The organism is Trabulsiella odontotermitis, assembly GCF_001188485.1.
GTDB lineage: Bacteria > Pseudomonadota > Gammaproteobacteria > Enterobacterales > Enterobacteriaceae > Trabulsiella > Trabulsiella odontotermitis_A.
In genome coordinates this window covers 20800-34213 of the sequence record NZ_JNGH01000023.1, presented here as the reverse complement: position 1 = coordinate 34213, position 13414 = coordinate 20800, and the positions used below count along the sequence as shown (strand labels likewise).

Genomic DNA, 13414 nt, shown 5'->3' with positions numbered 1-13414 from the left:
CTTATCAGACCTGAGGTTGCGACAGGGGGCGTATCCGTTTGTGAATCAACCCTGCGTTTTCCAGGAGCCAGTACAACAGTTTAGCAATCAGCAGACAAAGACCGAAAACCACAAGGAAGAAAACGACGCGCGAGGCGAAGGAGTCCAGCCCCTCTCGCGCCAGCACAATCATGTTGAAAATCGCGCCAAAGCAGAAGCTGTGCAGGACAGCNTTGGTTTCCTGATTTCCCAGTGCGTACAGCCAGTCAAACCATTTGATGATAAGCCCGACGGCCACCGCGCCCAGCGGAATAAACCAGACGCCGCCCATCACCACCAGCGAGCCGATGAGCGTCGGTGAAATCGCCAGTCCCGAGTGGTTGTTCAGTACTTCCCAGGTAAAGTAGTTGGCGGTGTTGAGCACCATGCCCGGGCGATCCGGCCACAGCCAGCTCGGAATAAAGACGTAGAAATCACGCACAATCGGCGCGAGCCCCTGGAAATCAATTTTGTCGTAATTCTGCAGCAACAGCGCGAGGTTTTCCCATGGCGAGAAGGTATCGCGGGTCAGGTACAGGAACGTATAAAACGCTTCATCACCGCTGACGTCCAGGCCATAGCGTTTCAGCGCCAGCCAGAACATGCCGACAATTCCCAGCACGCCTGCCGCCGCCAGCATCCATAGCGAAATCCAGCCGCGAATAATGCCGATAAACAGGAAAATGGCGAAGGCGATGATGATATTCGCCCGCGTTCCGCCGACGATGGCGTACGTCAGCAGGCCAAACGCGACGGTGCTGATGAGGAATAAGCACCACGCTTTCCAGCCCGGACGCAGAAAATAGACCACCAGCATCGCCGGAATGAAGAAGTAGAAAAAGCGCTTCAACGCCACGCCGGAGACTTCGCTGGAGAAGATCTGGCTGTAAGAGTGCAGCTTAAACAGCAGAAAACCGTTGTGCATGAAGAACGTACCGACACTCAACAGCGCAATCCCCATCAGCATTATCCAGGTGAGATGCGCTTCCACCCGGTTAATGGTGAACAGCGGGCTGCGGGGCGCGCGTGAGGCGGTGGCGGCACGCAGGCGCGTTTTATAAGTGACGTAATAGACCGCGTAAAAGCAGACGGCGGCCAGTAGCGTCTGCAGCAGAATGTCCGGCGGCGCGACGCCGACATCAAACCGGAACACCAGCGTACAGGTCAGCGGGAAGCCGAAGAAAAAGGTCAGCAAAAACAGCAACGAGAAAAAGACGTTGAAGTTAAAGCGCACGCGACGAAACTCGAAGTACGTCAGCGTGGCGATAAACAGCGACGACAGCAGCCAGACCACGAACAAGCCGGTAAATTGCATCAGGCTCATACGGTCTCTCCTGCGGCACTACGCAGCGCCTGATGCCATGGCTCAAGGTATTTCGGCCGGAAAAAAGCGATCTGGCTTTTATCGACGGACAACAGCTGCCGCTGTGCTTCGCGCAGTACCGCTTCATTGAGCGGATCGGTGGTGAACAGCACCGGAATGTGCTGCTCGGCCATGTCCTGCCAGAAGGGGTTTTCACGGTTCAGTACGCAGGGCACCCCCGCCTGAATCAACAGACACAGCGTGCCGATCCCCTGCTGGCGGGCAAAGATGAAATAGCCCGCATCGCAGCGACGCAGCAACGCCAGGTAATCCTCGAATTCCATTTTCTCGCTGAGGATCTGCAGATTTTCGCGGCTGAACAGCGCCAGCCCGGCAGTGCGAACGTCCTCAATATAGCGCTCGTTATTGGCGGGATAGCCCATTGGCACAATCACGTTGACCGTATCACCAAACTGCTGATGCACCGCCTTCAGCGCGGCGATGTGCTCATTACTGCGATCGCCGGAGTTGCCGACCAGAATCGTCAGTTTCCCTTCCCGCGGCGTGTCGTTCGCCAGATGGTTGAGCGATGGATCCATTCGCGTCGGGAAATAGAGCAGTTCGCCAGGCACGCGCGGATGCAGCTGTGCAAAATAGTTAAGATCGCCCCGGGTGGCGAACACGCGCCCGACGCGCCCCTGCGCCATGCGGCGCAACGGATAAAACAGACGGAATTTCCAGCCCCGGGAGACCTCGTACAGGTCAGCGCCCCAGATATGCCAGNNCCAGTTAAATTGCTGCGGCCTGATGCCGCCGTTCAGCAGCGCCAGCCACAGGCTGGTATTGTATTGCCCGTGAAAGAAGAAGCGCTGAGTACGATCCTGCTTTGCTCTGGCGACCACCGCCTGCGCCAGCGCTTTTTTGCCTGGGTAAAACGTGAGTGACAGCGCGGGAAACGCGTCGCGAAGTCCGTCGCCGGAACCTGCCACCATAAACTCACGCGCATGCGCGCTCCCCGCCGCCAGCTCGTCATTAAAGAAAGCCAGAACGGTTCGGTTATGGTGAGGGATATCCGATCCCAGTACATGTATCAGTGCTGTCATGCTCGCCTGTGCCAAAGTAAAAACACGCCACTACAGAGCGCAAAATAAACGATATAGGTTGCCATATAGGCTTGTGCCGCCCCTAATGCGCCATGTGCCGGGATCAGCCAATGGGAAAACGCCGTCAGCAATGCAAACTGGCTGATTTCGGTCAGAATATAAAACCGCAGTGACGCTTTGGCGATCACCAGATAACCATAAACGTAAGCGCCCACTTTCAGCACATCCCCCACCAGCTGCCAGGCAAAGAGATCGCGCATCGCGGTAAATTTCGCGGAAAACAGCAGCCAGATGGCGAAATCACGCAGCAACCAGACGGTAAAGCTGGCGGCCGCCACGACGGGCAGCACAAATTTCAGCGACTTCACGATCTCGCGGGTGATCTCTGTTTTGACCGTCAGCCGTGAGAGCGTGGGTAACAGGTAAACGCTGAATGACGCGGTGATGAACTGCAGGTATGCGTCAGAAATGCTGCTGACCCCCTGCCAGATCCCCACGTCATCCCAGCTGTAATGCGCCGCCAGCAGGTTTCGCATCATCACATACGCTACCGGCAGCGTTACGGACGTGATGAGTGCCATCAGCGTAAATTTGCCGAGCTGGCTCGCCAGCCATGTGTCCCACTGCGGTTTGAGATAACGCAGCGGGATCGCGCCACGGCGGGAAAGCATGATGGCCGCCGGGATCACCACCAGCGCAGGCACCAGCGCCAGCCCGAGCAGCGCGCCCTGATAGCCGCCGAAGTAATAGCAGGCGTAGTACGCCAGCACGCCGATAATGCTGCCGGTGATCAGCGACAGTGCATTACCGGCAGCATCGCGAAAACCTTTCATCAGCGCCAGCAGCAAGTTCGCCCAGGCGATCCCCATCTGCACCAGCGCTACCAGGCGCACCAGCCCCTGATAATGCGTATGACCAAACAGCCCCTGGCTAATCGGCGCGGCGGCCAGCACGAAAATCACCGCCAGCAGCGAGGAAAAGCCCAGCACCATCGCCGACGAAGTGCCGACCACTCTCTGCAACTGGTCGGGGTCGTCATGATATTGAGCGACATATTTGGTGACGCCGTTGAAAATCCCGGCACCCGCCAGCACGCCGAGCACCGTCACCAGCTGGCGAAAGTTCCCCGCCTGCCCGACGCCCGCCGGGCCAAACGACACCGCCAGCAGTTTCACCACCAGCAGACCGGCACCGATTTTTACCAGCGTGGACGCTGCCGTCCATACCGACGCTTTAGCCAGCGACATATCAGCCGAAAAAGCTCAGTAAAGAGTTAATCACCGTGCGCTGATTGACTGACGACAGGTTGTAAAACAGCGGCAGGCGCAGCAGACGTTCGCTTTCGCGGGTGGTAAAACGATCTTCACCGTGGAATTCGCCAAACGCCTTACCCGCCGGGCTGGCATGTAGCGGAATGTAGTGGAACACCGCCAGGATTTCCGCTTCCTTCAGCCAGCTAATCAGCGCGCTGCGGTCGTCAATGTCGCGCAGCTTGATGTAAAACATATGCGCGTTTTGCTTGCAGTCCGCCGGAACAGAGGGCAGTTCGATGCGCCCGGCTTTCGCCAGCGGCAGCAAGGCATCGTAATAAGTTTGCCACAGCGCCAGACGCTGCTGGTTAATGCGCTCGGCGGCTTCCAGTTGAGCCCACAGGTACGCGGCCTGCAGATCTGCCATCAGGTAGCTCGAACCGATGTCCCGCCAGGTATATTTATCGACCTGACCACGGAAAAATTGACTGCGGTTCGTGCCTTTTTCGCGAATGATTTCAGCACGTTCGATCAGCGCGCGTTCGTTAATCAGCGTCGCCCCGCCTNNCATCGTATCAGGACGAATATCGACGAAAATGATTCTGGCACCGCGCAGCACGAAGGCATTGGCGGTGGAAACGAAGGTATAGCTCGGCATGATCACTTCATCGCCCGGCTGGAGATCCAGCAGCAGCGCCGCCATTTCCAGCGATGCGGTGCAGGATGGCGTCAGCAGCACTTTCGCGCTGCCAAAATGCTGCTCCATCCACTGCTGGCAACGACGCGTGTAACCGCCGTCGCCGCACAGCTTGCCGCTGCCCATCGCCGACTGGATGTAATCTATCTCGGTTCCCACCACCGGAGGCGCGTTAAATGGAATCATCTTCTCACCTGTATAGCCAGTAAGCGGTGCTCTCAGTGCAGGCACCGCTTTGAATGTAACGTTTAAGCGCGGCGGTGTTGCCCATTTGGGTCGCCACCCGCCGCCCCGCGCCCAGCCAGCAGCCCGATACGCGCGTCGGTCTCGTTCAACTGACGCAGCGACACAAATGCGCGAATATCACCGCCTGGCGTACGGAACACCAGGCACTGGTGATCAAAAACGCCTTTCACGGCATTTTCAATCCACTGCGCGTAGAAACGCCCGCTGGCGTCCGGCGCATACCAGGGCGCGCGAAAACGGCTTTGGGCAAACGCCTGCGCCGCCTGCTCGCGAAGTGTGGGGATATCCGCATCAACAGCAATCTGTGCCTGTGGGTCGGTCACCTCGACGACGGGCAGAGCGAGATCCACTTCGCCCTCCACCAGCCGGAAATCAAGCTGCTGTAACGCATCCAGCAGATCGGTGCGCTGCGCCGGAATTTTTGCCTGTACCCGCCACCAGCCCACCAGCCGCTCTGGCTTCAGCACAGGGGCGTCTTCCGTGAAACGCAGAATCGCGCTCTTCACGCCGAAAAACTGGTTTTCCCACATCAGGGGTTCAATACTGGCGCGGACGAGCACGGATGATCTCCAGCAGATACTGACCGTAACCGGTTTTCGCCAGCTGCGTGGCAGAGCGTTTTAACGCGTCGTCGTCCAGCCAGCCGTTGCGCCAGGCAATCTCTTCCAGACAGGCGATTTTGAAGCCCTGACGTTTTTCGACGGTCTGCACGAAGGTGCTGGCTTCGATCAGGCTGTCATGGGTGCCGGTATCGAGCCAGGCAAAACCACGGCCAAGGAGTTCAACCGTCAGCTTGCCCTCGTCCAGATACATCTGGTTAATAGAAGTGATTTCCAGTTCGCCACGTTCTGATGGCTTCACGCGTTTGGCATACTCGACGACGTTGCTGTCATAGAAATAGAGGCCGGTGACCGCCCACCTGGATTTCGGCTGCTTCGGTTTTTCTTCCAGCGAAATGGCATTGAAGTTGTCGTCAAACTCCACGACGCCAAAACGCTCAGGATCCATTACCTGATAGCCAAAGACCGTCGCCCCTTCCTTCTGCGCCGCGACTTTGCGCAGTTTCGGGCTGAAACCCATGCCGAAGAAGATGTTGTCTCCCAACACCAGACAGGACGGTTCACCGTTGAGGAAGGTTTCACCGATGATGAACGCCTGCGCCAGTCCGTCCGGGCTCGGCTGTTCGGCATAATGCAGTTCGATACCGAACTCCGAACCGTCGCCCAGCAGCCGTTGAAAATAGTGCTTATCTTCCGGCGTGGTAATGATCAGAATTTCGCGGATCCCGGCCAGCATTAACACTGAAAGCGGGTAGTAAATCATCGGCTTGTCGTAGATCGGTAACAACTGCTTCGACACGCCGCGGGTAATCGGATGCAGCCGCGTACCGGAACCACCCGCCAGAATTATGCCTTTCATCGATATCCTCTCCCGGCGTTAGCCTTTGAGTCCGAGACGCTCGCCCTGATAACTGCCATCCTGTACCTGCCGCCACCAGCTTTCGTTGCTGAGATACCACTGAACGGTTTTTCGCATGCCGCTTTCGAAGGTTTCACGCGGCGTCCAGCCCAGCTCACGGGCGATTTTCGCCGCATCAATGGCGTAGCGCAGATCGTGTCCAGGACGGTCGGTGACAAACGTAATGAGCGAGCGATAGCGGTCGATGCCCTGTGGTTTCTGCGGCGCGAGTTCTTCCAGCAAATCACACACCGTTTCAACTACCTGCAGATTTTTGCGTTCGTTATGGCCGCCAATGTTATAGGTTTCCCCGATTTTACCTGTTGTGACAACAAGATAAAGCGCTCTGGCATGGTCTTCGACAAACAGCCAGTCGCGCACCTGCTGCCCGTTGCCGTAAACCGGCAGCGGTTTGCCCGCCAGCGCGTTGAGAATAGTCAGCGGGATCAGTTTTTCCGGGAAGTGGTAAGGGCCGTAGTTATTCGAACAGTTGGTCACCAGCGTCGGCAGTCCATAGGTGCGCAGCCATGCGCGAACCAGATGATCGCTGCCCGCTTTCGAGGCGGAATAAGGGCTGCTCGGCGCGTACGGTGTGGTTTCGGTAAAGAAATCATCGCTGCCATGCAGATCGCCATACACCTCATCGGTGGAGATGTGATGAAAGCGAAACGCGGATTTCTTCGTCTCCGGTAACGCATTCCAGTACTGGCGGGCGGCTTCCAGCAGCGTATAGGTACCCACGACGTTGGTTTCAATAAACGCCGCCGGGCCGTCAATGGAGCGATCGACATGGCTTTCAGCGGCCAGGTGCATCACCAGATCCGGCTGATGCGTCGCAAACACGCGATCCAGTTCGCCACGGTCGCAGATATCCACCTGTTCGAAGGCAAAGCGCGGATCTGCCGCCACCGGTGCCAGCGAGGCCAGGTTTCCGGCATAGGTGAGCTTATCCACCACCACCACGCTGTCTGACGTTTCATTGATGATATGGCGAACAACGGCCGAACCAATAAACCCGGCACCACCGGTAACCAGAATCTTTTTCAACGCCATACTCCTTTGGTATCAACAATGTACTGCTGCTGAATACTCTCTGCGCTCCGCGCTTTAAACGGGTTGTGATCCACCAGCATCACCAGTACATCGGCGTCATTCAGCGCCTCATCCAGCGTGGCGAGACGGCAAAGCCCTGCCAGTTTTTTCGGTAACTGATGAATGTTTGGTTCCACCGCCAGCGTTTCACCACTGTGCCACTGGGCAATCAACTGGGTGATTTCCATCGCCGGGCTTTCGCGAAGATCGTCAATGTTGGGCTTAAAGGCCAGTCCGAANGAGGCAATCGGCTACCGCCGCTTTCACCTGATTAATGACCCAGTGAGGTTTGTGATCGTTCACTTCACGGGCAGTACGGATAAGACGCGACTGCTCCGGGTTCTGCGCAACGATAAACCACGGATCGACCGCGATACAGTGGCCACCAACGCCTGGCCCCGGCTGCAAAATATTGACGCGCGGGTGGCGATTCGCCAGACGAATCAGTTCCCAGACGTTAATGCCTTGATCGGCGCAAATCAGCGACAGTTCGTTCGCAAACGCGATGTTGACGTCGCGGAAGCTGTTTTCCGTCAGCTTGCACATTTCGGCGGTGCGGGCGTTAGTGACCACACACTCCCCTTCAAGGAAAATGTTGTACAGCTCGCTGGCGCGCGCGGAGCAAACCGGCGTCATACCGCCAATCACGCGATCGTTTTTAATCAGTTCGACCATCACCTGACCTGGCAGCACGCGCTCCGGGCAGTAGGCGATGTTAACGTCGGCCTGTTCTCCCGCCTGCTGCGGGAAGGTTAAATCCGGGCGAGCGTCCGCCAGCCATTGCGCCATCTGCTCAGTTGCGCCCACCGGCGAGGTGGATTCGAGGATCACCAGCGCGCCTTTCTTCAGCACCGGCGCGATTGATTTCGCCGCCGCTTCGACATACACCATGTCCGGCTCATGCTCGCCTTTGAACGGCGTCGGCACGGCAATCAGGTACGCATCGGCGGTTTCCGGCGTGGTGGTCGCCCGTAAAAACTGCTGCGCGACGGCGGCTTTCACCACGTCGCCCAGTTCAGGCTCGACAATATGAATTTCCCCACGGTTGATGGTGTCTACCGCATGCTGATTGATATCAACCCCCACCACTTTTTTTTGGCGGGAGGCAAACGCTGCCGCCGTCGGTAGACCGATGTAGCCAAGACCAATCACAGAAATGGTAGAAAAACTCATAGCGTTACCTGATTATTTTTAAGTGCTGTCAAAATGCGGCTGCAGGCTTGCCCGTCCCCGTACGGGTTGTGGGCGCGACTCATCGCCTCGTACTCGTCTTCATCACGCAGCAAGCGCGTGACCTCTTCCACAATGCGCTGACGATCGGTGCCGACCAGGCGTACCGTTCCGGCTTCCACCGCCTCGGGGCGTTCTGTCATTTCACGCATCACCAGCACCGGTTTTCCGAGCGACGGCGCCTCTTCCTGAATGCCGCCGGAATCGGTCAGGATCAACCACGCGCGATTCATCAGCCAGACAAAGGGCAGATAATCCTGCGGCTCGATAAGCATAACGTTATCGATGTGACCGAGAATACGGTTCACCGGCTCGCTGACGTTCGGGTTGAGATGCACCGGATAGACGATTTGCACATCCGGATTCTGCGCGGCGATCTCCGCCAGCGCGTGGCAAATCTGCTCGAAACCACGACCAAAGCTCTCTCTGCGGTGGCCGGTGACCAGAATCAGTTTTTTGCTGGCGTCGAGGAAAGGGTATTGTTCCGACAGCCCGGCGTGCAGCGATTCGTCCGTCAATACGCGGTCGCGCACCCAGAACAGGGCGTCAATCACTGTATTGCCGGTGACGAAAATCCGCTTGTCCTGCAGGTTTTCACGCAGCAGATTCTGCCGGGAATTTTCCGTTGGCGCGAAGTGCCAGACCGCCAGGTGACCGGTCAGCGTGCGGTTGGCCTCTTCCGGCCAGGGGGAGTAGAGATCGCCGGTACGTAAACCGGCTTCAACATGGCCGACGGGGATGCGCTGATAAAACGCGGCCAGGCTGGCAGCGACCGTGGTGGTGGTGTCGCCATGCACCAGCACTACGTCGGGTTTGAATGCTTCAAGTACCGGCCGTAACCCTTGCAGGATACGGCAGGTGATGTCGGTAAGCCCCTGTCCTGGGCTCATAATATTGAGATCGTAATCCGGTACGATGGAAAAGAGGGACAACACCTGATCAAGCATTTCACGGTGCTGTGCGGTTACGCACACTTTTGCCTCGAAGTGAGGATCCCTGGCCAACGCATGGACCAGAGGCGCCATCTTGATCGCCTCCGGCCGGGTGCCAAACACAGTAAGTACTTTCACGTCGATTCTCTTCGATAAGATGATGAGGACCGACCGATCCTCATCACACAAGGTGTATTCACTGAATACGACGTCGCGTCAATGCCACGCCTGCACCGATAAGTGCACCTACAATTCCCCACATCACCATCAGGAAAGCGCGACGCGGGCTATCACGTTTCACGGGCTCTTCTGGTGTTCTTAAATACCGATAGGTCTGAAAACGCGGGTCCAGCGTCGGCCCGACGTTCAGCGTCGTCAGCATGGCACGGTTCTGGTCATAATCAAGGTCAAAATCCGGTCCTACTGCGCGAAGATTTTCCAGACGCGCCTGTAGCATCGGGCGCCCCAGTAAAAATAGCTCAGAGTCGGGTAATTGCTCGGCAGGGACATCGGTCTCGCTGCGGGAAATGTTGTTCTGCTGCGCCACTTTCAGCGCTTCTTCAACACTGTGCGTTTTACGGTCGAAAATGGACTGCGCCACCTCTTCCTGACGTTTCACCTGCGCCTTCATCTGAATGGTTCTGGCGGCCCATGCGCCTTTCAGTTCTTCGTTCAGATGGCCCGCCGCACGCTGACTGGCAAAAGCCACGTACTGGCGCAGCAGGTTGTTGGCATCCGCCGCGGTTTCCGCCGTCAGTTTAACGCTGTCGCTGATACTGCGCAGCGCGTCGCCAGGCATAAACTGGATATCATCGATAAGGTCATCAAGCAGTGCCGCGTCCGCGCGGGAATTCCCCACCATCCGCTGCTTGTAGTAGTCGGTCTGATACCAGAACTCACGGCGGGTGTCCCATGAGGCGAGCTGCATGATGAACTCTTTGTAGGCGTCATCCATCACCGACGGCTGATCGGCTGAGGCCATATCGGCTTTGACGTCCAGATTGCGTAAAAACTGCTGCTGAGAGTAATAGCCGCCCAACATGTTCACGGTGGGGCGATCGGTAATGGCCGTCGCGCTCCACTCCTGGCGGGCAAAGAAGGTATAACCCAGCGCAATCACCGCAAAGAGTAGCGCAATCCCTACAATCCAGAACTTCCCCATCCATAGCGTACGAAACAGACCGCGAACATCCAGTTCATTCTCCGCGCCGACTGACTGTGCTCCTGGTAATGGTTGAGTCATCACTTCCCCAGCTTTACTTGGTTAAATTAGGATTGTTATCACTGTTCCTGCGCATCCTGCGCTTCAGACGTTTAATGAAACGCGCCACTTTCCAGGCACGCTTAATGCAGTAACCGTACAGGAAAAAGGCTAGCAAGAATAATACCAACATGACCCATTCAGGAACGATATGAGTATATTCTGCAATTACACCAATTGATGCCAGCAGCGCTGCTGAAAGCGTAATCAGTACAAAAGCCTGACGGGAAGTAAAACCGGCACGCATGATCAAATGATGAATATGCTGGCGATCAGGTGAGAATGGACTCATCCCTTTACGCAGACGGCGGTACATAATAGCCACCATGTCCATCAATGGGATAGCAATAATCCACAGTGCGGTGACAGGGCTTATCGGATGGGTTTTACCCTGGGTGGTCTCCATCAGGATCCAGATGACCGTGAAACCAATCAGCGTACTACCCGCATCGCCCATAAAGACTTTATAGCGACGACCAAGAATACCGAGGTTCAACATGATGTAAGGCAGAATGGCGGCGATCATCGCAAAGCACCACATCGCCAGGCTTTGTTGTCCGTCGAACCAGAGAATCATCCCCATGGCAGCAAACGACACGCAGGATAACCCGCCCAGCAGACCGTCAATCCCATCGACCATGTTGAAGGCGTTGATAGCAGCCCAGACCGCGAACAGGGTGAGGAAGAAACCGAATGGCCCGAGCACCAGCTCCCAGGAGCCGAAGATATAGCCCAGGCTGCTCAGGTAGAGCTTGCCAAAGACCATCATCACGACGCCGACAGCGGCCTGCACCGTTGCACGAATTTTGACGCTGATGTCAAAGCGATCGTCCAGTGCGCCAACCAGCACCAGCGCACCCGCGCACATCAGATAGAGTGCGGCATGGGGAATGTAGTAGTTAACGATCCCAAACGTAAAACACAGACCAGCATAAACCGAAATTCCCCCCACCAACGGAATAAGCCCCTGGTGACGCTTTCGGAAGTTTGGTTTATCCACTAAACCGACCTTTTTAGCTACCTTGCGTGCAAAAAAAAGGAACAGGGTTGTGAATAAAAAAATACTGATCAGATCAGCACCTGCAGTCAGCAAATTCACAATAAATGCTCTCAGCAAATAGTAATGGCGAAAGTATACCTATGATGGCCCCTCATCAGAAGAGGAAGTCGGATGAGATTCAACGAATCAGACTGTTTTTTATACAAAAAAATTGGCCTTATATCACTGATCAGGACAAATGGTTCTCATCCGCATATTTGTGTTAGTTTCCACTGAAGTATGTCCCTTAAAAACAAAAACGCCACGCGAGGCGTGGCGTTTTTCGTTCAGCGCGAATTACGAGCGTTTCATCATGTCGAAGAAATCGTCGTTGGTTTTGGTCATCGCCAGCTTATTAATGAGGAATTCCATCGCGTCGATTTCGCCCATCGGGTGAATGATCTTACGCAGGATCCACATTTTCTGCAGCTCTTCCGAAGTGGTGAGCAGCTCTTCTTTACGCGTACCAGAACGGTTGTAGTCAATGGCCGGGAAGACGCGTTTTTCAGCGATCTTACGAGAGAGGTGCAGTTCCATGTTACCGGTGCCTTTAAACTCTTCGTAGATAACTTCGTCCATTTTGGAGCCGGTATCGATAAGCGCCGTAGCGATGATGGTCAGGCTGCCGCCCTCTTCCACGTTACGTGCCGCACCGAAGAAACGCTTCGGACGGTGCAGGGCGTTGGCATCCACACCACCGGTCAGCACTTTACCGGACGCCGGTACGACGGTGTTGTAGGCGCGCGCCAGACGGGTGATGGAGTCGAGCAGAATGATAACGTCTTTCTTATGTTCAACCAGACGTTTCGCTTTCTCGATAACCATTTCCGCAACCTGAACGTGACGGGAAGCCGGTTCGTCAAACGTGGACGCCACCACTTCGCCTTTCACCAGGCGCTGCATTTCGGTCACTTCTTCCGGACGTTCGTCAATCAGCAGCACCATCAGCACACAGTCAGGATGGTTGTACGCAATGCTCTGCGCAATGTTCTGCAGCAGCATGGTTTTACCGGCTTTCGGCGGTGCGACGATCAGACCACGCTGGCCGCGACCGATCGGCGATGCCAGATCCAGAACGCGAGCCGTTAAATCTTCAGTTGAGCCGTTACCACGCTCCATACGCAGGCGGGAATTCGCGTGCAGCGGAGTTAAGTTTTCGAACAGAATCTTATTACGCGCGTTTTCCGGCTTGTCGTAGTTTACTTCGTTAACTTTCAACAGCGCAAAGTAACGCTCACCCTCTTTCGGAGGACGAATCTTACCGGAGATGGTGTCACCAGTGCGGAGGTTGAAACGGCGGATTTGGCTGGGAGATACGTAGATGTCATCAGGGCCGGCGAGGTAGGAGCTGTCTGCGGAGCGGAGGAATCCAAATCCATCCTGAAGTATCTCCAGCACACCGTCGCCAAAAATATCTTCGCCACTCTTCGCGTGCTGCTTCAGGATGGCAAAAATAATGTCCTGCTTGCGCATACGAGCCAGGTTTTCCAGCCCCATATTTTCGCCGAGAGTAATCAGCTCAGAAACCGGCGTATTCTTTAATTCGGTAAGATTCATAATGGTGTGGGTTCTTAAACTCGGGGTAAATCTCGAACTTAATGTTGTGAATGGTATGGCAGGGTCATCCATGCCTGTTTACGGCCATCAACTCACGTCTGTACGCTGCCTGGTTACAGGAAAAAAACGCAGAACTGAAACGACATGACGGAATGAGTGACAAGCCCGGAATCTGTCCGCCTCACGCGTATTGACTACGGGAAGCGTCGGGTAAAACAAGATTCAAAC

10 protein-coding genes and 2 pseudogenes are annotated in these 13414 nt (G+C 55.8%); all 12 read right to left on the bottom strand.

Features of this window, described 5'->3' with window-relative positions; translation table 11 throughout:
* Nucleotides 1-4 precede the first annotated feature (4 nt).
* Nucleotides 5-1342, bottom strand: coding sequence for an ECA oligosaccharide polymerase (wzyE, locus tag GM30_RS01290; protein ID WP_049847170.1), 1338 nt, complete (start codon nucleotides 1340-1342; stop codon nucleotides 5-7).
* Nucleotides 1339-2424, bottom strand: coding sequence for a TDP-N-acetylfucosamine:lipid II N-acetylfucosaminyltransferase (locus GM30_RS01285; protein ID WP_049847169.1), 1086 nt, complete (start codon nucleotides 2422-2424; stop codon nucleotides 1339-1341). The genes wzyE and GM30_RS01285 overlap by 4 nt, the downstream gene beginning before the upstream one ends.
* A complete protein-coding gene (gene wzxE, locus GM30_RS01280) occupies nucleotides 2421-3671 on the bottom strand; it encodes a lipid III flippase WzxE (RefSeq protein ID WP_049847168.1) in 1251 nt (416 codons plus the stop codon). Before wzxE ends, GM30_RS01285 begins: the two co-directional genes overlap by 4 nt.
* 1 nt (nucleotide 3672) lies before the next feature.
* Nucleotides 3673-4557, bottom strand: a complete 885-nt coding sequence (locus GM30_RS01275) for a dTDP-4-amino-4,6-dideoxygalactose transaminase (RefSeq protein WP_049847167.1) — start codon at nucleotides 4555-4557, stop codon at nucleotides 3673-3675.
* 4 nt (nucleotides 4558-4561) lie between these two features.
* Nucleotides 4562-5177, bottom strand: a pseudogene (gene rffC / locus GM30_RS01270) (dTDP-4-amino-4,6-dideoxy-D-galactose acyltransferase).
* The gene (rfbA, locus tag GM30_RS01265) at nucleotides 5155-6036 is read right to left on the bottom strand and encodes a glucose-1-phosphate thymidylyltransferase RfbA (RefSeq protein ID WP_049847166.1); all 882 of its coding nucleotides are present in this window, start codon (nucleotides 6034-6036) and stop codon (nucleotides 5155-5157) included. The pseudogene rffC and the gene rfbA overlap by 23 nt, the downstream one beginning before the upstream one ends.
* Nucleotides 6037-6054: 18 nt before the next feature.
* The gene (gene rffG, locus GM30_RS01260) at nucleotides 6055-7122 is read right to left on the bottom strand and encodes a dTDP-glucose 4,6-dehydratase (RefSeq protein ID WP_049847233.1); all 1068 of its coding nucleotides are present in this window, start codon (nucleotides 7120-7122) and stop codon (nucleotides 6055-6057) included.
* Nucleotides 7119-8340: pseudogene (gene wecC / locus GM30_RS01255) on the bottom strand (UDP-N-acetyl-D-mannosamine dehydrogenase). The gene rffG and the pseudogene wecC overlap by 4 nt, the downstream one beginning before the upstream one ends.
* Complete coding sequence (gene wecB / locus GM30_RS01250) at nucleotides 8337-9467, bottom strand: non-hydrolyzing UDP-N-acetylglucosamine 2-epimerase (protein WP_049847165.1); 1131 nt, start codon at nucleotides 9465-9467, stop codon at nucleotides 8337-8339. Before wecB ends, wecC begins: the two are co-directional and overlap by 4 nt.
* Before the next feature lie 58 nt (nucleotides 9468-9525).
* On the bottom strand, nucleotides 9526-10572 hold the full coding sequence (gene wzzE / locus GM30_RS01245; RefSeq protein WP_049847164.1) for an ECA polysaccharide chain length modulation protein: 1047 nt from the start codon (nucleotides 10570-10572) through the stop codon (nucleotides 9526-9528).
* 13 nt (nucleotides 10573-10585) lie between these two features.
* Nucleotides 10586-11689 carry a UDP-N-acetylglucosamine--undecaprenyl-phosphate N-acetylglucosaminephosphotransferase gene (gene wecA, locus GM30_RS01240; protein ID WP_038160480.1) on the bottom strand — a complete coding sequence of 368 codons (1104 nt, stop codon included), beginning with the start codon at nucleotides 11687-11689 and terminating at the stop codon, nucleotides 10586-10588.
* A 237-nt stretch (nucleotides 11690-11926) separates the two neighbouring features.
* Nucleotides 11927-13186, bottom strand: coding sequence for a transcription termination factor Rho (rho, locus tag GM30_RS01235; protein ID WP_038160391.1), 1260 nt, complete (start codon nucleotides 13184-13186; stop codon nucleotides 11927-11929).
* Between the last annotated feature and the right edge of the window lie 228 nt (nucleotides 13187-13414).

Coding starts and splice junctions, on each gene's coding strand:
- wzxE (WP_049847168.1), bottom strand. CDS start 3,671: ATGTCGCTGGCTAAAGCGTCGGTATGGACGGCAGCGTCCACGCTGGTA.
- rho (WP_038160391.1), bottom strand. CDS start 13,186: ATGAATCTTACCGAATTAAAGAATACGCCGGTTTCTGAGCTGATTACT.
- rfbA (WP_049847166.1), bottom strand. CDS start 6,036: ATGAAAGGCATAATTCTGGCGGGTGGTTCCGGTACGCGGCTGCATCCG.
- wzzE (WP_049847164.1), bottom strand. CDS start 10,572: ATGACTCAACCATTACCAGGAGCACAGTCAGTCGGCGCGGAGAATGAA.